This is a genomic window from Pseudoalteromonas sp. NEC-BIFX-2020_015 (assembly GCF_012952265.1).
GTDB lineage: Bacteria > Pseudomonadota > Gammaproteobacteria > Enterobacterales > Alteromonadaceae > Pseudoalteromonas > Pseudoalteromonas neustonica.
The window spans coordinates 96,064-115,009 of sequence record NZ_JABCJL010000007.1 but is presented as its reverse complement, the minus strand read 5'-3'; the positions used below and the strand labels follow the sequence as shown (position 1 = coordinate 115,009).

Genomic DNA, 18,946 nt, shown 5'->3' with positions numbered 1-18,946 from the left:
TAGATGGCTAAAACTACCATAAGCTTATATTAATTGCATTAAACAAGTCGCTAATCGCCATAGCGAACAAAGGTATATACCCAAGCCACCTCAAGATGCAGAATTCAGCGTTTCACAGGGGCTTAATATCAAGGCGTTACTTTGCAAGAATGGCCATCCCTTTTAAGAAGTAACAACGCTGATAGTAAGTGCCTGTGAAACGCCCAACGGGTTGGTTTAAAAGCGATTTATACTGCGTTACTTTTATAAGGGATTGATTTTAACAATAGAACCACTATTACTTGCAATCAATGCCTTGCCTAAATCACTTTTAATTCCAACGACGCTCGCATTTTGAGGTGGTTTGGGTATACATTTATCTTGTTACAGACGAAAAAAAAGCCCTTTCGGGCTTTTGAACACACAATAAATTTATTTCATCATTACAAGGTTGCTAAATGTGCCTGTAACTTTTGATTTTCGGCCTCAATATGCTGATAAAACTCTAAATCAGCTAGTTTACTTGCCGCAGCTTTATCAATCACAATGACAGCATCTTGATGAAGTTGTAGGGCAGATGCTGGGCATGCAGCCATCAATGGGCCTTCAATCATGGCATGTACTGCATCCGCTTTATTTTCACCGGTTGCAAGTAACACAACTTTTTTGGCTTCTAAAATAGTGCCAATACCCATGGTGATTGATAGATGAGGCTGATATTCATCTGCACCAAAAAAGCGGGCATTATCATCAATTGTTGCTTTGGTCAGTGTTTTAACACGTGTGCGTGAACGAAGACCTGAAGAAGGTTCGTTAAATCCAATATGACCATTACGCCCAATGCCTAACAATTGTACGTCTACACCACCGGCGGCAACAATTTTCGCTTCGTATTCTTTGCAAGCCGTAACTGGGTTTACTGCATCGCCCGCTGGTACAAAGGTATTTTCTTTATTTATGTCAACATGACTAAATAGTTGCTCATTCATAAAGTAACGATAGCTTTGCGGATGATCACCGGTCAAACCAAGGTACTCATCTAAATTGAATGAGGTTGCGTGTGAAAATGAAATCTCACCTGCTTTATTTTTAGCAATTAATTCTTGATATAAAGCAACCGGTGTAGAACCTGTTGCTAAACCGAGCACTGATGTTGGTTTTTTTTGTAATTGTGCTGCGAAGATATTTGCGCCATATGCCGCCACAGCAGCTGCATCATTTAGAATTACTATTTGCATATTAGTTTGCTCAGTTATTTAATTAGTTGATGAAAAAATGGGATCTAAGTCCCAACCCCACGTGCAATCGAATTGGGCCTTAGATCAAACCAAACAGGGATACACTGTTTGGTTAATACCATTATGACAACGCTGTCATTATTACCACTTCGATTTAGTTTGTAAAGTAAAAGTGAATAAAAAAATTACATTTTACCGTTTGAATACAATTCGCGGCTAAACGCTGACAAAAATCTTGCGCTTATACATCCAATGTAAAAGTAATATTTGTACTAATAACAATGCTATTACAGCCATAACTGGTTGCCACGAAGGCGGTACTGCGTTAATAAACCCACCAAATACGCTCTTACTAATAAAGGTCCAATTAACTAAACTAGATGCTAAATAAATAATAATTGAGTTCGCGCCGATAATAACAAATGGATATGCCAGCTTTTGGCCATTCAAAAGATCCACCAATGCATAAAAAATCGCTAATAGTATTGCGCTCCAGCCAACCGTTACAAGTACGAACGAACTAGTCCATAGCTCTTTATTTACAGGAAAATGTAAATCCCACAGCCACCCTAAGCACACGCTGACTACACCTGCGGCAAACAAAACACCTGCGGTTTTCCACTCGCCTATCTGGTTTGCTCTAGCAATGAGTTGACCCGCAAATACGCCTATCAAAGCATTAACAATCGCTGGTAAACTTGATAGTACACCTTCCGGATCTACGGGGCGATTTTGATAACTGATCCCAGGAAGAAAATGCGTATCAAACCATGCGTTCCAACTTCCAGCAGCACTTAAATCACCCGCAGTACCTCCTGGTACAGGAATAAAGCACATTAGAATCCAATAACCAATCAGCAGGCTTATCGCGGTGATAATTTGAGTACGAAGACTGGTATGCCACACTAACATGGCGCAAAAAAACCACGCGATTGCAATTCGTCCAAGCACACTGCTATAACGTATTTCATCAAACGCCAAGGGTATGCCTGTCCCCCACCCGTGGTTATACATTACTCCCAATGCGCACAGCAAAAATAAGCGCTTTATCGCTTTACGGTAGTAGACTTTGCGTTCAAGCCAAGGAAGGTGATCAATTCGTTTTGGCGCTAAGCCCATCGCCACACCAGATAAAAAGATGAACAGCGGAAAAATTAAATCATAAAATGTAAAACCGTGCCATGCGCTGTGTAATGTGTGCGCTTCAAATACTTTCCAACCGGTCCAGCCAGTTAAAATAAATAAGGCGGCAAAAATAGACTGCCCGCCTAAAATCCAGAACATATCCATGCCACGTAAAGCATCAAGTGATGCAAGGCGCTTTCTAACTGGTTTATCGGTATTGTGTTGTGTTGTTGTCATATTTTATTACTCATAGAAACAAAAAAGCCCCGCGATGAAGCTGCGGGGTTTTTTCCAGGGAAACGTTAAATTGCAATGCCTGCAATATAAGTGCCTTTGACATATTGATGCTCATCAAGCACCACAAAGTCTGCGTCAAAGCCATCAAGTAAACGTCCCTTTTTCTTGAGGTCTAAATATTGTGCTGGATACAATGCTGCCATGCGTAAGCTTTCGCTTAAACTAACATCTAATGTATTTACCGTGTTGCGTACAGCACTTGCCATATCTAATACACTGCCCGCTAATTCACCAGTACTTGAATTGAGTCTATCGCCGGTACGAATTACCTTTCGTCCGTCGAAAAAATCAAATTCCATGTCATCAGTGCCTACTGGCGGCATAGCATCTGTTACCAGCATGATTTTGCCACGTTGCTTTGTGCGAATCGCTAATTGCGCCGACAGTGGATGAACATGATGCCCATCAACAATAAGCCCACACCAGCTATTATCATGCCACAGCGCAGCACCAACGACACCCGGTTCACGCGAGGTAAACGGTGACATTGCATTATATAAATGTGTAAACCCATCTGCGCCTGCATTCAGTGCTGCAATTGTGGTTGCATAGTCTGCATTTGTATGACCAATCGATACTTTTACGCCACACGCCACTAAGCGTTCAACATCAGCAATGCTGACATTTTCAGGTGCTAACGTGACCATTTTTATGCCTAAATCTTGGCGAGCATAAATGGCAAATTCTTGTTCGCTGATTGGGCGAATAAATTGTTCACTGTGCGTGCCTTTTTTTGGAAAAGACAAATGCGGGCCTTCAAAGTGAATACCTAATACACCAGGTACGCCTTCACGTATCGCTTTTGCAGTTGCATCAGCTGCCGCTTGCATTACTTCAACTTTATCAGTGATCAAGGTTGGCATTAATGCGGTACTACCAAATTGACCGTGTGCTTTAGCAATGCGATCTAAACATTCAGTACTTTGATCAGCATTAAAAAATGCACCGCCGCCACCGTTAACTTGCACATCAATAAATCCTGGAGCAACTAAGCCATCAAGCTCTATAACGGGATCTTTCGTCTCAGTTTCTAAATTAAATACGCCTTTTTCAACACTAAATAATGCATTATCGATAAAATTTTCAGCGGTAAATAAGCGAGCCGCACGATAGAAAGTTTTCATTACAGCGCTACCTTTTGATTTTGTTCAAGTACAGATTGCTGTGCAAAATAGATTGCCCCCATTTCTGGCGGTTGCTTTGGTACTTCAACTAGCTTAGCGATTGCAGGATCAAGCCATTTATTTAATGGTTCTGCAAGGCCGCCGATCATAGATAAACGCGGGGGGTTATTTTCAAGTAGCCGGTGGGCTAATTTACTTACGTAATCGGCACCCTCTTTTACAATTGCTAACGCAATTACATCGCCCTCGTGAGCTGCATCAAATACATAACGCGCCAGCTTTGCATAACTACTTGAAGGCTGCCCTGCCATTTGCTCAGCGATCCCCATTGCAGTGTCTGTATTAAAGTGGTTTTTTATAACGTTACTAATTGCAGTGTGAGGACCTAGCCCGTCGATATCTACGAGTGCGGCTTTAATTGCTTCAAGCCCCATCCATGCGCCACTGCCTTTATCACCTAAAGCAAAACCATGACCGCCATAATTAACAGATTGGCCTTTAACATGTGAAAAACCACATGAGCCTGTTCCTGTAATAATCACCGCGCCATCACCACCTTCATGGGCACCTATGCATGCTGTGTGTAAATCTGTGGTCAAAAACATTTGTTTGAATGGATGTTCCCATTCACTAATTTTTTCATACAAGCTAGGTAAATTAACACCCGCAAGGCCCAAGCCAGCATACACTTGATGCACAGTTTCTAACTGCAAACCCGCATCACGCATTGCTAATTGTGTAGACACCATTATTGACTCTAATGTGCGCTCTAACCCATGTAATGGATTCGCGGGGCCACCTAGGCCGGTGCCCAATACTCCATGTTGTGCAGAGTATATAGTTGCACGGCACTTTGTTCCGCCACCATCGATACCAATAAACAATTGGTCCTTATTCGCACTCTTAGCCATCATGTAACGACCTCTAACCTTCGTTTTTATATTTGTAATAACCGCACTTTTTTTATTGTCTTAATGCGATTCACCCTCAACCCATGTTGAATTAATGTTACACAACAAATGACAGCGTTGTCATTATATTTTTTATAAAAATTCATATATCTTTTATATTTATTGCTAAAATACTGAATTAGAATGAATAATTAACGAAAATAAAATTAAAACTTGTTTGTGTTGATAACATATTAGTTAATTATTTAGTTTTACTACGTCATTTTTGAACAATAAAAGAGCTAACTGTATTACTTTTAGTACCAAATCAGCATAAAAACAATACAGTAATGTATCAGCTTACCTAAAATAATAATTTAGTAAAGTATCACCGATTATATTGGAATATTTTTTCTAACGGTTGACCGAATACAATGGCTATTTTAAAAGCGACCTCTAAAGAAGGTGAATACCTTGCGGCTTCAATCGCTGCTATTGTTTGTCGCGTTACCCCCACAATCTCGGCTAACTGTTGCTGGGTCATTTCTCCGTGTTCAAAACGTAACGCCCTAATCGTATTAGTAATTGGTAATTTTGCCATGCTAGCCTCTATACAATAACCATGCTTCAACACCTTTGCCTATCACGTCACTTAATAGTGCAACAATCACCAATTGATGCAATGGACTTATTGGCAACCCATATTGTGGCCCAATCAACATTGAAAACACCGTGTGTACAACCCCAATTTGCAAAATAAACAGCGACACACTTTTGGCCTTTAACGCAATGCTTTGCTCTCGTTCATCTTTTGCTTGATTGGCATATTTTGCATTAAATGCAGCTAATATAATGTGCATTACAATAAGCATAGCAACCGTTTGTATTGCTAACGAGATCAATAGGCCACTGGCCAATGTTACGTCCATTTGTGCCTGTGGTGTCATCGACAGTACTGACTGCATATAATTAAACAATACAATTAAAGTGATAACCATCTCAAGTAATCGTGATTTTTGTGTATAACTCATAACCCACCTTTTAAAGTTAAGTAAAACAAACTCAATGTTAAATATATTTAACATTGAAACTATAAGTCTACTTTATAACCATGTCAAATATTTTTAACATAAGGTTAGTTATTTAATACATGTGTTCTATAAAAGGAGTGAATCATCAATACAATAAAATTGCGCAGCACTTTGTTTTAATGCTTCGGCTGTTAACTTATCTGCTCCATAGACATCACAAGGCACATTATACTGCTGCTTTAAATGACCCAGTAATAAAGCAAAATCACCGTCACCAGAGAGCAAGATAACTTTATCAAGCTTTTTACCGTATTCAAGCATGTCTATTGTGATCCCTACATCCCAATCACCTTTTGCACTGCCATCTCGACGTTGGATAAATGGCTTTAACTTTACTTCAAAACCAATCGCACGAAGAATATTTTGAAACTGAGATTGTTTTTCATCACCTCGATAAATTGCATACGCAATCGCGCAATCAATTTCATATTCATCACTTATTTTTGCCCAAAAAGAATTGTAATCGAAGTTTTTCCGATAGCTCTCTCTACAGGTATAATAAATATTTTGCACATCAACAAAAATACCTATTCGCGGTTTACTTGAGTTCTTACCTGTCACAAGCTCTGATTGTGTACTCGCTGGTATCTGCGTTTGCTCTGTCATGTTATTTTCCTCATAAACATCGTTACTTATTAGGGCGTGCCAAATCTTGTCGTTACTCTATCATCCTTGCTTTTTAATCGTTAGTAACCTAGATTAGTTACATATTTCAATGTAACCATTTTAGGTTACATACCTCAATGTAACCTAAAATGGTTACTTATCTATATTGGCTATACTAACAGGTATTTTATGATTGCAGTGATAAGTGGTGATGTAATTAAATCACAGAATATTCCCCAGCATGAGTACGATGCAATGCTGTACCAGCTTGATCAAAGCCTAAGAGCTATAACTCAAAGATGGCAAGGGCAAAGTACGCTTTATCGCGGTGATGCATTTCAAATTCAGCTCCAGCAACCGCAATACGTTTGCATGGTTGCCTTACTACTATATTTAAATATAAAAGCAGCTGGGTATGAAATCCGCCAAAGTCTAGCCATTGGCGAAATTGACAACGCACGTGCAGATATCAAAACAGCGACCGGCTCTGCATTTACAATGTCAGGGCGCAGTTTAGACGAAATAAACAACCAACGCTTAATTTTAAATATAGCCAATCAAAATATAGACCCTGGTCTTGCGCTAAATATAGCTTTTGTTGATACCTTGTTGACTAAAATGACGGTAAAACAGGCAAATGCTCTGTATGTGTATTTAACCGCAAAAAACAAGCAGCATAGCGAACTGGCAAAGCAATTAAAAACAAGCCGGGAAAATGTAACCAAATTACTCAATCTTGCACACTACCAATTAATTGAACGATTTTTACATTATGCTGAAGATACAATTTCGACTCTCAAAGGAGTCAAATCATGAGTTTTAGTGTATTGATGGCTGCATTAGTAATTGGCCATATATTAGCTGACTTTTACTGGCAACCGATGAGTTGGGTAAATAATCGTAACACGCGTCATTTTCGTGCTAAAAAATTGTATTTACATGTACTCGTTCATGGCGTAACGACCGCTTTAATTGTTACATGGTGGGAGCTTATTTATGGCTGGCAAGACATATTACGTATTTGTGGCGCAACAGCTATCGTTATGGTGACCCATTATCTCATTGACCTCGCTAAATCGTATTCAAGCAAAGGAGTCGTGCCTTTTATATTTGACCAGCTTGCTCATTTAGCCGTAATTTTACTATTGGCTATTTGGCTAAGTGATAACAGTGATTTTTTTATAGCCGTATGGCGATGGTTAATTGCACCTTCCACATTATGGGTCTTGTGCGGTTATTTATTAATACTCAGTCCCAGTGCTGTATTTATCCGTATGATGTTGGAGCGAATAACCGCTGGTTTTAGTGCTACAGGCAGTTTGCCCGCTGCTGGGCAAAGTATTGGCATGTTAGAGCGCGTACTAATGCTTACCTTTATTTTATTAGATCAATTTGCGGGGGTTGGCTTTTTACTGGCTGCAAAATCGGTGTTTAGATTTGGTGACTTAAGCGCCAGTAAAGATAAAAAACTAACTGAATATGTCATGCTCGGTACTTTATTAAGTGTCACCGTTACTCTATTTATTGGCCTAGCAATTAATTATCTCAAGGCATAAAAAAGCGCCATATAAAATGGCGCTAATTAAAACGACTCAGTATAACTTACGAGTTACCTTGTGAACCGCTATTATCTGGGCGACGACGGCGCTGACCACTGCCACTTACTGACTGGCGCTTAGCCCAAGGGTTTTGCGCTTGCTCACCACCAGCTTTATTCGCATCCGGTTTTTTGCCTGAGCCACCACGGCGTGGGCCTGTACCATTTCCACCGTTATTCGGTTTTTTACTATTTGGTTTACTGCTATCAGACTTAGGCTTATTAAATGGCTGCTTTTTCTTAGGCTTTTTAGGTGCAATTGGTCTCGCGTCAAGATCTCGTTCAGGCACACCTTGCGTTGGCTCAAAACCCGGCTCTTTGGCACGTGGAATTAGCTCACCAATAAAGCGCTCAATACCATATAAGTCAGCAGCATCATCACTTGTTACAAATGAAATTGCATGACCCGTTGCACCCGCACGGCCAGTACGACCAATACGGTGAACGTAATCTTCATAAATGTTAGGTAAGTCATAGTTAACAACATGTGGTAATTCAACTATATCTAGGCCACGCGCAACAATATCAGTCGCTACAAGTACACGTACTTCACCGTTTTTAAATCCATCAAGTGCTTTTACTCGTGCGCCTTGAGATTTATTACCATGGATAGCTGCGCCTACAATATCGTCGCGCTCTAGTTGTTTAACTAAACGGTTAGCACCGTGTTTAGTTCGACTAAATACTAATACCTGTTGCCACTCATTCGTGCGGATCAAATGACTTAACAGCGCAGTTTTACGTGCTTTATCTACAGCATACACTGATTGAGTAACACTCTTAGCGGTGGTGTTTTTGGCTGCAACAGAAATTTCAACAGGATCATTAATTAACCCTTTTGCAAGCGCACGAATATCATCCGAAAAAGTCGCTGAGAACATTAAGTTTTGACGTTTAGCCGGTAACTTACTGATGATACGTTTAATATCATGAATGAAACCCATATCAAGCATACGGTCAGCTTCATCAAGCACAAGCACTTCAAGGGTATCGAACTTCAGTGCATTTTGATTATGTAAATCCATTAACCGACCAGGCGTTGCAACTAAAATGTCAACACCTCTGCGTAAACGTTGCATTTGTGGGTTTATTTTAACACCACCATACACAACAAATGAGCTAATATCAGAGTGCTTTGCATACTCTTCAACATTTTCGCTTACTTGCAATGCAAGTTCTCGCGTTGGCGTTAAAATAAGCGCACGTACTTGATTGTTTTTAGCTCTTTGACCTTTAGCCAATGACTCAATAAGCGGCAATGTAAAGCCAGCTGTTTTACCTGTACCCGTTTGTGCTGCGGCCATCACATCACGACCTTCAATGATCGCTGGAATGGCTTGAGCCTGAATTGGTGTTGGCGTTTCATAGCCCTTTTCTAAAACTGCATTAACTAAAGACTGTGATAAACCTAACCCATCAAAACTCATATAAACTCTCTTTTAAATAAGGCCAAAGCGGCCAGTTGCGCGCATTATACCGATCGTGACCAATAATGCATTGAATATTCACGTTTACAGCAAGACAGCTAATACAACAATAGTGTCATGCAGAGCAAAGCCTAAGAGTAATACCAATCTGGATAGATGTGGGGTCTATTTAATTCGTTAAATTGTTCAAATATTTATGCTGGTTGGTATAAGGCCTTATAAAACACAAAAGCGGCACAATGGCCGCTTTAGGAAAACGCTTATTACGTGAGCATTATTTAACCCCTAACTCACGCAAGCGCTCTTGTAAGTAGCTATCAGCCGTGTATCGCTCAGACAAAACAACGTCCGGGCGTGGGTGTAAAAACAAAGGAAGAGAAATACGCGACTTTGTAGACGCTTTGCCCGTAGGATTAATTACACGATGAATAGTCGATGGAAAATAACCACCCGATGCCTCTTGAAGCATATCGCCAATATTAATAATTAAACTGCCAAAATCACACGGCACGTCTAACCAACCACCATCTGTTTTTTGCACTTGCAAGCCGGGCTCATTTGACGCTGGTAATACTGTTAATAAGTTTATATCGCCATGTGCAGCAGCACGAATCGCACCGGGCTCTTCATCGCCAGTCATTGGCGGATAATGAAGAATACGCAGTAATGTTTGTTCAGAATTCGCAATCATATCTTTTAAATCAATCGAGAATTTAGCGCGCACTTCAGCAGGTGCTTCAGCTTGTACCCAGCTTAATAGCTCTGCTGCAAATTCGTTTGCTAAACGGTAGTACTCACGCACATCAGCTTCAAGTTCAGCAGGAACACGACCATTTGGATAAACATGAAAGTACTCTTTAATATCTTTTACCGTAAACCCTTTTGCCACCTCTGACACTGACGGTGGGAAATAACCATCTTGCGTTTCTTTTGAAAATAAGAAGTCATTTTTTTGTTCTGAATTAAAAAAAGCCTGCCAATTTTTATAAATTGACTCAACCAATGACTGTGGTATTGGGTGATTTTTTAATACACCAAAGCCCGTATTTCTAAGAGACTCAACAAATTGAGCGGCCGCATCGCTCGCTTTATAATCAACGGTAGGTAATTGCATGTTCGTATCCAATGAATTAAGTTGTCAAAAGCCTTTGCTAATCATAGCAGTTGCTCCATTGTAGCGCTTCGCGAGAATAATAAACTAGCCTTAAAAACATAAGGACTTATGTCCGCCTTCATTTGGTAAGCGCTTATTACTTGATGTAAATCAAAATGTTGCTATTGTAGGTAAAGCACGAAACTAATTGAAATCATAAGCACAATTTTATGGTCTACTCTTTCATATCCTATTTCGCTAATATCTTTCAATCCTAAAAGGTCACCTATGCGCCAAAAAATTTCTTTTAAAAGTGGCGACTTAACACTCGCCGGACAACTTGAAACGCCCACCCGTGAGATAAAGTTTTACGCCTTATTCGCACATTGCTTTACCTGTGGTAAAGATATCGCTGCCGCCAGTAGAATTAGCCGAGCACTCACTCAGCAAGGCATTGCGGTGTTACGCTTTGATTTTACAGGCCTTGGTAACAGTGACGGTGATTTTGCTAACAGTAATTTTTCATCAAATATTCAAGATTTAGTGGCCGCAGCAGATCACTTACGTGATCATTATAAGGCTCCCCAGTTATTAATTGGTCATAGTTTAGGTGGTGCCGCTGTACTTGCGGCAGCAGAACATATGAATGAAGTTCAAGCAATCACAACAATTGGCGCGCCATCAGATGCACAGCATGTTGCCCATAATTTTGCTGCTCATTTAGACGAGATCAACAGCGCTGGTGAAGCAAAAGTCAGCTTAGCTGGTCGAGAATTTACCATTAAAAAACAGTTTATAGACGATATTGCTAAATACGATAGCAGTCATATTAGTAAGCTTAAACGCGCGTTATTGGTGATGCACTCCCCCATTGATGCCACGGTTAAAATCTCAGAAGCTGAAAAAATATACGCTGCGGCAAAACACCCTAAGAGTTTTATAAGCTTAGATGATGCAGACCATTTACTCACCAATAAAGAAGACGCAGACTACGTGGCACACATAATTGCCTCATGGGCAACACGCTATGTAAAATATGATAAAAGTGAATACACAGCCAAACTTAATAATGGTAATGTACTCGTTGAAGAAAAAGATCATGTATTTACTCAGCACGTCAGTACTAAAGATCACACATGGCTCGCTGATGAGCCTCTTAAAGTTGGCGGTAGTAATTTAGGGCCAGATCCTTATCACCACTTATTAGCTGGCCTTGGTGCATGCACATCTATGACGCTGCGTATGTATGCAAACCGAAAAAACCTACCGCTAGAACACGTCAAAGTTGAACTTGAGCACACTCGTGACTACCACACTGATTGTCACGATTGCGAACAAACCGGTAATCTTGAAGCAATCACACGCAAAATCACCCTAGTGGGCGATTTAACAGACGAACAACGTCAGCGCCTGTTGGAAATAGCCGATAAATGCCCGGTACATAAAACCTTGCATAATAATCCATTGATCGTAAGTGAATTAGTAAACTAATAAATTTCTTACATTGCGTGTAGTGTATGTAATAGCCATTACGCGCAAACCTTCTTAGCTATTTTGTAAAAACTGTATTATCTCTTGGCTCATTCGCTCAACTAACCAGTTAGGCCCACCGTCATACATATCGTTATGGCGTGATTTTGCTATTAAAATTTGCGTAACAGGATACTGCACAAGCTCTCGGCTATTGAGCAAAACATCGCGATCAGCAGGATAATCACTGCCGCGCAGCGTTAAAACCCGAATGTTTTTATTGCGAGGTAATAACATACGGCGATGATCTAAGGTGATCACATTACTCACCTCATTTGGGTAGATAGCTGCGTAGAGTGCAGATATATCACCACCATTTGAGTGACCAAATAAAGTCAGGTGGCTAAAATCATACGCCGGATATTTAGCGGATAATTTATCAACTAAGAATTTCAGAGTGACTACACCACGATGCCAATTTTCTATTCGCGTTGCCATGTAGGGAGGATTAGAGTTAAGCGCAGGATCATTTTTTAGTTCATGAGCTACAGCAATGCTTAAATAACTCTTAGCTGTAAAAACATCTACCGCAAACTGATAGTCAGTATGCGCAATCCCATAGCCAGCACTAATAAATGCCACTGGGCACTTTGTTTGTTGGCTGCAATGCTCGTTATATGCTGGTAATGAAATACTGATCGGGATCGCGCGGTCACGCGCTTTATCAACAATCACTTCGCTGTTTGTTGCGGAACTCGCGGTTACACTGACTATGAGAAAACAGAAGCTCACAAAGTACTTAAAAGGTAGTGGCATTAATTTGCTCGGCTTATTTTAATTACAGTTACTTTAAGGCTTTGAATATTAATTGCAATAAAACGTCTTACTAAGAACGATTAACAGTTTTAAAGAAAGAAATAATTTTTTTAAATTTATGCGATAATAGCGCTATTGTCCTAACGTTTATTTAGAAAAGAACCTATCCATGAAATCATACAATAGCATCGAAGAACGTATCGATATTTTACAAAGCAGAATTGAAGCGTATAAAGATGAAATCGAAACGCTAGAAACAGAGCCAAAAAATAATAACGAGCGTATTATTTTTAAATTTATTGAAACAGGTAGTACGGGTAAAACTAAAGATTTTGTACGTGAGTTAGGTATTAAATCACCGCGTGATAGCTTGTATTCGTCAGGTGATGTATCAAAACTAATTAAAGATGGTGCAAGTGATATTACCCCTGCATTACTTGATATCGCCAGAGCACTTGCCAGCGCACGAAATAAAAATGGCCCTGCCTGCTAATTCAGCACTAAATTAGCCGTGTAATAACGGCTAATCTACCAGTTCGATATCCAGTCCACTGAGTAAATTTAACGCTTCAAAACGCTCAAACTTCGCATTACTAACATTATTATTTTTTATATCAATATTAAAACTCGTCGCGCCGACAAAGTTTGCTTTACTCAAATGTGTTTGATGAAACAGACTATCTCTAAAATCAGTGTCACTAAAATTACTAGCCGCTAAGTTAGCGTGTCTAAAATCAACATCTTTCGCAAAACAGCCAGTCATAGTCAGCTCTTTTAACACTAACTCATAAAACGAGCTATGACTGAGCTGGCAATTTTTAAAACTCACCGATGATGTAAGTGCTAGTTGCGGCCAATTTACCTGCGCCCATTGAATACTATTGAGTTTACAATCAACAAAACTTACGTCTTCAAGCGCGCTATAACCCCAATTCAAATCGCTCAAGTTACAGTTAATAAATTCGCACTCAATAAAACGGCAATTACTAAACTGGCTGTCACTGAAATCACATTCAATAAACTGGCACTGCTCAAATTCTATGTTACTAAAACGTTGTGCGTTGACAGCACATTTTGAAAATTGCTGATCGTAATAGTCGCTTTGTGAAAATTGATCATTTACCACCATAACACCCTCCACAGATACGAAAAACCCTTAGACTCACATCTAAGGGTTTGAGATTTATAACGTATTTAAATACTTATTCTGCTGACTTTTCAGCTTTTTCAACAACACTAATTGCCAACTCTGACAATGAGTCTACATTGGCTTTGCTTGGTGCGTTGGTTAATAAACACGATGCTTGTGTGGTTTTAGGGAAAGCAATCACGTCACGAATGTTATCAGTGCCGCACAGTAGCATTGCTAAACGGTCTAAACCAAACGCAAGACCGGCATGCGGTGGCGTACCGTATTTTAGTGCTTCAAGTAAGAAACCAAACTTATCTTGTTGCTCTTGTGCATCAATCCCTAAGATTCTAAATGCCGCTTCTTGCATATCTGCATTATGAATACGTACCGAACCACCACCTACTTCGTAGCCATTTAATACCATATCGTATGCATCTGAAATAGCCGCTGCAGGGTTTGCTTCAAGCTCGCTTGCGTTTACATCTTTCGGCGCAGTAAATGGGTGATGAACGGCATGTAATGTGCCTTCGTCATCTTCTTCAAACATTGGGAAGTCAACAACCCAAAGTGGTGCCCAGCTATTAAGATTTGTGATTTCTAAATCAAGGCCAATCTTAATGCGTAGTGCGCCCATTGCTTCATTTACTGTGTTGCGTTTATCAGCACCAAATAAAATGATGTCGCCAGTTTGTGCGTTAGTACGCGCAAGTAGTTCGTTGATCACGCCTTCATTTAAAAACTTAGCGATTGGTGATTGTACGCCTTCAACGCCTGCAGCGCGGTCGTTTACTTTCATCCAAGCAAGACCTTTCGCGCCGTAAATACCGATGAACTTAGTATAGTCATCAAGTTGCTTACGCGAAAGTGATGCACCGCCCGGTACAGTTAATACTGCAACACGGCCTTTTTCATCATTTGCAGGGCCAGAGAATACTTTAAACTCAACGTCTTTTACTAAATCAGCAACGTCAATCAGTTTCATTGGGTTACGTAAATCTGGCTTATCAGAGCCATATAAGCTCATTGCCTCAGAGTATGGCATGATTGGGAACTCACCCAAATCGACATCTAGCAACAGTTGCCACATTTCGCGGATCATTTTCTCTGTCATACCACGGACTTGATCAGAGCTCATGAACGAGGTCTCTATATCTATTTGGGTAAATTCAGGTTGGCGATCAGCACGTAAATCTTCATCACGGAAACATTTAACGATTTGGTAATAACGGTCAAAACCAGACATCATCAACAATTGTTTAAACAATTGTGGAGACTGGGGTAATGCGTAAAAGCTGCCTTTATGAACGCGACTTGGTACTAAATAATCACGCGCACCTTCTGGTGTTGCTTTAGTCAGTACTGGGGTTTCGATGTCTAAAAAGTTATTTTCATCAAGGAAGCGACGCACAAAGCTACTTGCTTTAGCACGTAGCTTAATACGGTCACTCATTTCTAAACGACGAAGGTCTAGGTAACGGTATTTTAAACGACGCTCTTCAGAGTTTACCTGATTAAAATCAAGCGGTAATGGCTCTGAGCGGTTGATGATAGTTAAGCCTGTACCTAAAATTTCAACTTCACCCGTTGCCATATCTTTATTGATTTGGCTCTCTGGGCGTGCACGAACAACCCCTTTTAACTGTACGCAAAATTCTTGACGTAACGTATTCGCTGTATCCATTAAGCCTTCAACTTCAGGATCGAATACAACTTGTACTAAACCTTCTCTATCGCGTAAATCGACAAAGATAAGTCCACCAAGGTCACGTCGTTTATTGATCCAACCACATAATTCAACTTCTTGATCTACGTGTGTTTTATTTAGTTGTCCGCAGTATATAGAGCGCATAGTATTCCTGTCAGTGTAAAGACCAATAGCCGCTTCCCCTAAAAATTGCTGTTTTGGAGGGAGATAAGCCACTATTTATAAATCATTTTAGGCTGGGTATTATACCCAAGTTACCTCAAGATGCGAGTGTCGTTGGAATTAAACTTACATGAAACGCTGCATTTTGTCATTTGATCTAACCTGTATCAATGCGACCTAAAAAACCACTTCTATGCTTTGAGTTTACAGATTTGATATACTTGCTAAAACACACAATTTTATAGCCATTTTATGTTGTATTTAGGGTGTCCGCAGTGGTCAAGTACCGCGTGGAAAGGCAATTTGTTATCTAGTCACTGTAAAAATGCTGATATGCTGCGAGAATACGCGCGTACATTTAATTCAGTTGAGGGTAATACCAGCTTTTATGCCGATCCAAGTGCCCAATCACTGACACGTTGGATTGAATCAGTGGACAGTGATTTTAAATTTACCTTTAAATTTCACCGACGTTTTAGTCATGAGTTACAGCTTACTCATATAGATGACGCGCTCAGCGCATGGTTTACTTTATTTGAACCAATATTGCCCCACATTGGGCAAATAATGCTGCAATTGCCAAGTAGCTTTAGCCCTCAACAACTCCCCCTATTAGCGCAATTTATTACCAAACTCCCTAAAAGCTTAAGCTACGGCGTTGAAGTTCGTCATCCTGAATTTTTTAAAAAAGGCGCAGCCGAAATTGCCCTTAATCAGCTATTAATAGCAAATAACATCAATCGTATCGCTATGGATACCCGCGCATTATTTGCAGTCAAACCAAATACCGATGCGCTCATTGATGCCCAGCAAAAAAAGCCACATTTACCTGTGCATGCCATTGCGACTGGCAGTCAACCTATGGCTCGTTTTGTGATTGCCGATTTAGAACACGACTATAAAAGCTATTACCAACCGTGGCTGAAAAAAGTGCAACAATGGCTTGAAGAAGGCAAACACCCGTATGTATTTTTTCATACTGCAGATAACCGCCAAGCGCCGTTATTAGCCCGCGAGTTTTGCAAAGATTTAGCTTATGAACACCCAGTACTTAACTCCTTTGTTGGTGAAAAAGAAGCCAGTCAAGCAAGTTTATTTTAAATTCCGCTAAAATATAATTAACAATAAAGAAGTATTGAATGAGTGATTTTAAACGCTATTTTACCGGCTACCCAGAGCAAATTATCAACCAAGTCATGGAGCTTATTGATAATGATAAACACGGCGCATATTTAACCAAGAAATACCCTCGCCCTCACACCATCACTAGCGATAAATCGTTATATGCTTATGCCACCGAACTTAAAAAGCGCTATTTAAAAAACGCGCCTCCGTTTGGCCGCGCCGCATTTAAAAAGCAAGGCGATATGGTCACTAATGCGCTCGGCACACACACCTACCGTATGCAAGGTAAAACCCGCAAACATGATTTGGCCATAAACAGTGACTTACTGCGCGCGCCCGAGGAATTACTAAAAGCCCTAGTTGTACACGAACTAGCCCACTTTAAGGAAAAAGACCATAACAAAAGCTTTTATGCCCTTTGCTGTCACATGGAACCCCTATACCACCAGCTAGAACTCGATTTACGAATATTTTGTGTGTTAGTAACTCAGGGTAAAAACCCTTATGTATTATAAGGATTTGATACCCGAGCTACTTAAAATGCGTGTGGAGGTTGAAATTACAAGCGATTTGAATACGGTATTGATTGCTAGTAATGATTGCCCATTGTTAAAATCAATAACGCTGAATTAATCACATAACGTGTTGTAATATGGTTCAATATTACCGTCTAACAATAACGCACATAACTTATCTGTTGGGTGCTTAGCAACTCCAGTATTGTCTTTCAGATAACTGTTAAAAAATGCGGCGCTACTCGATTCTATAATATCGTGCCAAATCACTTTACCTAAACCATCTTCATGATAATTTATCCAACGGGTATGAAAGTCTGCATGCGATATAGATTTTGGTGAAAATAAAACAATATCACTATCCGCAGAATAGATATGTGCATTTTTATATGCTGAAAAATAAATTTCAATTTCAGCCTTCATTTCAGCAATCTCTTCTTGCGTTGCAGCCATATATTGAGCAGCAAATTCTTCATTATTCCTTATCTGAGCAGCAACCCAGCCGTTAACATCTGCGCTGAGTGACATATGAGGATTAACTATTTTTTCTTCATATAACTCATATATATCACCATCTAAATGTACAGATGCCAAACAATTTGCTTCCTGATTACAAAACCTTCTCGCAGTAGCCCCGCCATAAGAATGACCTGCGGCACCAATAGTTGTTAAATCAAAAATACCTTTTAGATCACTCTGTATAATTCCTTGATTAATTTTTTCAAGCTCAGACAGCACAAAATTTATATCTTCTACCCATAAATCTAAATGAGCCCGCTCACCTGTTTTTACATTGCCCTCAGAATAAAAGTAACGTTTTAAAAGCTCCACAGGTATCGGTTCACCCGCAGAGATACTTCCTAGCATCAGTAGATCTTCATCAGAAATGAGCATTGAATGATCAATTTCATCCTCAGGTAGAGTCGTGTTATTAGCATGTTCTGCGTAGTCCTCATCAAATAACGCATATTTTCCTGGAGCAAAATTAACAAAGCCAGCTTCATATGTATGGCCAACAGACACAACAACATACCCCTGCTCTACAAGTGATTCAAAGTAAGGTTCATTATCTTCAACATTACCAGCTAAACCATGTGAGTAAACAATGACAGGGTAACGCTTATTTAAAGGTTTGGCATTTTGATATGAAAGGCTTTTCACTTTGTTATTATTAAAAAACTCTATGCTTTCTTTATCATTTGGATCAATTGGTAAATTATATTCTTCAGTATGGTAACCATAATAAAAGCGAGTCTTTTCATCTGGATAACCTACGGCTGGATACCACACTTTAGCAAGTAATTGACGCTCATCATTTTCCTCAAGTGGTACAGTGCCGATTAATAGTGGCGACAAATGATTAGTAATATTATCATTAGAAAAATAAAAACTCTGAACACCTACGCTGGGGATAACCACTGCTGGCTTTTCACCACTGCATCCCGCTAAACCCAGAGCCATGGCGACCGATAAAATAGAAACTTTTGATTTGAACATTTAAAACACCTTTACCGTTAATATGATAAAGAAACTTTAAACCACACCCATCAAATA

19 protein-coding genes are annotated in these 18,946 nt (G+C 39.9%); 6 read left to right on the top strand and 13 right to left on the bottom strand.

Annotation, left to right across the window (positions count from 1 at the left end; genetic code table 11):
* Positions 1-422: 422 nt before the first annotated feature.
* The 7 genes from nagB to HH219_RS07250 all read right to left on the bottom strand — a co-directional run bounded on the left by nagB (position 423) and on the right by HH219_RS07250 (position 6,350).
* On the bottom strand, positions 423-1,217 hold the full coding sequence (gene nagB, locus HH219_RS07280) for a glucosamine-6-phosphate deaminase (protein ID WP_169327045.1): 795 nt from the start codon (positions 1,215-1,217) through the stop codon (positions 423-425).
* 216 nt (positions 1,218-1,433) lie between these two features.
* Positions 1,434-2,579, bottom strand: coding sequence for a DUF5009 domain-containing protein (locus tag HH219_RS07275; RefSeq protein WP_054455519.1), 1,146 nt, complete (start codon positions 2,577-2,579; stop codon positions 1,434-1,436).
* Positions 2,580-2,644: 65 nt separating this feature from the next.
* Entirely contained in the window at positions 2,645-3,763 is a 1,119-nt protein-coding gene (gene nagA, locus HH219_RS07270) for an N-acetylglucosamine-6-phosphate deacetylase (protein WP_169327044.1), read from the bottom strand.
* The gene (locus HH219_RS07265) at positions 3,763-4,677 is read right to left on the bottom strand and encodes a BadF/BadG/BcrA/BcrD ATPase family protein (RefSeq protein ID WP_054205651.1); all 915 of its coding nucleotides are present in this window, start codon (positions 4,675-4,677) and stop codon (positions 3,763-3,765) included. The genes nagA and HH219_RS07265 overlap by 1 nt, the downstream gene beginning before the upstream one ends.
* Before the next feature lie 364 nt (positions 4,678-5,041).
* A complete protein-coding gene (locus HH219_RS07260) occupies positions 5,042-5,254 on the bottom strand; it encodes a helix-turn-helix transcriptional regulator (protein WP_054205650.1) in 213 nt (70 codons plus the stop codon).
* A gap of 1 nt (position 5,255) precedes the next feature.
* Positions 5,256-5,684 carry a hypothetical protein gene (locus tag HH219_RS07255; RefSeq protein WP_054455517.1) on the bottom strand — a complete coding sequence of 143 codons (429 nt, stop codon included), beginning with the start codon at positions 5,682-5,684 and terminating at the stop codon, positions 5,256-5,258.
* Positions 5,685-5,810: 126 nt separating this feature from the next.
* Positions 5,811-6,350, bottom strand: a complete 540-nt coding sequence (locus HH219_RS07250) for an NYN domain-containing protein (protein ID WP_211842046.1) — start codon at positions 6,348-6,350, stop codon at positions 5,811-5,813.
* Between the two features lie 189 nt (positions 6,351-6,539).
* Here HH219_RS07250 and HH219_RS07245 point away from each other — a divergent pair, with 189 nt between their 5' ends.
* Positions 6,540-7,166, top strand: coding sequence for a hypothetical protein (locus tag HH219_RS07245; protein ID WP_054205648.1), 627 nt, complete (start codon positions 6,540-6,542; stop codon positions 7,164-7,166).
* The gene (locus HH219_RS07240; protein ID WP_169327043.1) at positions 7,163-7,906 is read left to right on the top strand and encodes a DUF3307 domain-containing protein; all 744 of its coding nucleotides are present in this window, start codon (positions 7,163-7,165) and stop codon (positions 7,904-7,906) included. Before HH219_RS07245 ends, HH219_RS07240 begins: the two co-directional genes overlap by 4 nt.
* A 46-nt stretch (positions 7,907-7,952) precedes the next feature.
* Here the strand turns inward: HH219_RS07240 and HH219_RS07235 are convergent, their stop codons facing one another.
* The gene (locus tag HH219_RS07235) at positions 7,953-9,374 is read right to left on the bottom strand and encodes a DEAD/DEAH box helicase (protein ID WP_169327042.1); all 1,422 of its coding nucleotides are present in this window, start codon (positions 9,372-9,374) and stop codon (positions 7,953-7,955) included.
* Positions 9,375-9,648: 274 nt separating this feature from the next.
* Positions 9,649-10,488, bottom strand: a complete 840-nt coding sequence (locus HH219_RS07230; RefSeq protein WP_169327041.1) for an isopenicillin N synthase family oxygenase — start codon at positions 10,486-10,488, stop codon at positions 9,649-9,651.
* Positions 10,489-10,755: 267 nt separating this feature from the next.
* Here HH219_RS07230 and HH219_RS07225 point away from each other — a divergent pair, with 267 nt between their 5' ends.
* A complete protein-coding gene (locus HH219_RS07225) occupies positions 10,756-11,958 on the top strand; it encodes a bifunctional alpha/beta hydrolase/OsmC family protein (RefSeq protein WP_169327040.1) in 1,203 nt (400 codons plus the stop codon).
* 54 nt (positions 11,959-12,012) lie between these two features.
* On the opposite strand, the gene HH219_RS07220 is transcribed toward HH219_RS07225, so the two are convergent.
* Positions 12,013-12,753, bottom strand: coding sequence for an alpha/beta hydrolase (locus tag HH219_RS07220; protein WP_169327039.1), 741 nt, complete (start codon positions 12,751-12,753; stop codon positions 12,013-12,015).
* A gap of 169 nt (positions 12,754-12,922) precedes the next feature.
* Between HH219_RS07220 and HH219_RS07215 the strand changes: the two genes are divergently transcribed.
* A complete protein-coding gene (locus tag HH219_RS07215) occupies positions 12,923-13,246 on the top strand; it encodes a hypothetical protein (RefSeq protein WP_169327038.1) in 324 nt (107 codons plus the stop codon).
* A 30-nt stretch (positions 13,247-13,276) separates the two neighbouring features.
* Here the strand turns inward: HH219_RS07215 and HH219_RS07210 are convergent, their stop codons facing one another.
* Positions 13,277-13,882, bottom strand: a complete 606-nt coding sequence (locus HH219_RS07210; RefSeq protein ID WP_169327037.1) for a pentapeptide repeat-containing protein — start codon at positions 13,880-13,882, stop codon at positions 13,277-13,279.
* A 73-nt stretch (positions 13,883-13,955) separates the two neighbouring features.
* Complete coding sequence (gene aspS / locus HH219_RS07205; protein ID WP_169327036.1) at positions 13,956-15,734, bottom strand: aspartate--tRNA ligase; 1,779 nt, start codon at positions 15,732-15,734, stop codon at positions 13,956-13,958.
* A gap of 270 nt (positions 15,735-16,004) precedes the next feature.
* Between aspS and HH219_RS07200 the strand changes: the two genes are divergently transcribed.
* On the top strand, positions 16,005-16,853 hold the full coding sequence (locus tag HH219_RS07200; protein WP_169327035.1) for a DUF72 domain-containing protein: 849 nt from the start codon (positions 16,005-16,007) through the stop codon (positions 16,851-16,853).
* Between the two features lie 38 nt (positions 16,854-16,891).
* Complete coding sequence (locus HH219_RS07195; protein ID WP_169327034.1) at positions 16,892-17,392, top strand: YgjP-like metallopeptidase domain-containing protein; 501 nt, start codon at positions 16,892-16,894, stop codon at positions 17,390-17,392.
* 114 nt (positions 17,393-17,506) lie between these two features.
* Here HH219_RS07195 and HH219_RS07190 read toward each other — a convergent pair whose 3' ends face one another.
* On the bottom strand, positions 17,507-18,889 hold the full coding sequence (locus HH219_RS07190) for a hypothetical protein (protein WP_169327033.1): 1,383 nt from the start codon (positions 18,887-18,889) through the stop codon (positions 17,507-17,509).
* Positions 18,890-18,946: the final 57 nt, after the last annotated feature.

Excerpts from the sequence above, each read along its gene's own strand:
- nagB (WP_169327045.1), bottom strand. The coding sequence starts at position 1,217 with ATGCAAATAGTAATTCTAAATGATGCAGCTGCTGTGGCGGCATATGGC.
- HH219_RS07275 (WP_054455519.1), bottom strand. The coding sequence starts at position 2,579 with ATGACAACAACACAACACAATACCGATAAACCAGTTAGAAAGCGCCTT.
- nagA (WP_169327044.1), bottom strand. The coding sequence starts at position 3,763 with ATGAAAACTTTCTATCGTGCGGCTCGCTTATTTACCGCTGAAAATTTT.
- HH219_RS07265 (WP_054205651.1), bottom strand. The coding sequence starts at position 4,677 with ATGATGGCTAAGAGTGCGAATAAGGACCAATTGTTTATTGGTATCGAT.
- HH219_RS07260 (WP_054205650.1), bottom strand. The coding sequence starts at position 5,254 with ATGGCAAAATTACCAATTACTAATACGATTAGGGCGTTACGTTTTGAA.
- HH219_RS07255 (WP_054455517.1), bottom strand. The coding sequence starts at position 5,684 with ATGAGTTATACACAAAAATCACGATTACTTGAGATGGTTATCACTTTA.
- HH219_RS07250 (WP_211842046.1), bottom strand. The coding sequence starts at position 6,350 with ATGACAGAGCAAACGCAGATACCAGCGAGTACACAATCAGAGCTTGTG.
- HH219_RS07245 (WP_054205648.1), top strand. The coding sequence starts at position 6,540 with ATGATTGCAGTGATAAGTGGTGATGTAATTAAATCACAGAATATTCCC.
- HH219_RS07240 (WP_169327043.1), top strand. The coding sequence starts at position 7,163 with ATGAGTTTTAGTGTATTGATGGCTGCATTAGTAATTGGCCATATATTA.
- HH219_RS07235 (WP_169327042.1), bottom strand. The coding sequence starts at position 9,374 with ATGAGTTTTGATGGGTTAGGTTTATCACAGTCTTTAGTTAATGCAGTT.
- HH219_RS07230 (WP_169327041.1), bottom strand. The coding sequence starts at position 10,488 with ATGCAATTACCTACCGTTGATTATAAAGCGAGCGATGCGGCCGCTCAA.
- HH219_RS07225 (WP_169327040.1), top strand. The coding sequence starts at position 10,756 with ATGCGCCAAAAAATTTCTTTTAAAAGTGGCGACTTAACACTCGCCGGA.
- HH219_RS07220 (WP_169327039.1), bottom strand. The coding sequence starts at position 12,753 with ATGCCACTACCTTTTAAGTACTTTGTGAGCTTCTGTTTTCTCATAGTC.
- HH219_RS07215 (WP_169327038.1), top strand. The coding sequence starts at position 12,923 with ATGAAATCATACAATAGCATCGAAGAACGTATCGATATTTTACAAAGC.
- HH219_RS07210 (WP_169327037.1), bottom strand. The coding sequence starts at position 13,882 with ATGGTGGTAAATGATCAATTTTCACAAAGCGACTATTACGATCAGCAA.
- aspS (WP_169327036.1), bottom strand. The coding sequence starts at position 15,734 with ATGCGCTCTATATACTGCGGACAACTAAATAAAACACACGTAGATCAA.
- HH219_RS07200 (WP_169327035.1), top strand. The coding sequence starts at position 16,005 with ATGTTGTATTTAGGGTGTCCGCAGTGGTCAAGTACCGCGTGGAAAGGC.
- HH219_RS07195 (WP_169327034.1), top strand. The coding sequence starts at position 16,892 with ATGAGTGATTTTAAACGCTATTTTACCGGCTACCCAGAGCAAATTATC.
- HH219_RS07190 (WP_169327033.1), bottom strand. The coding sequence starts at position 18,889 with ATGTTCAAATCAAAAGTTTCTATTTTATCGGTCGCCATGGCTCTGGGT.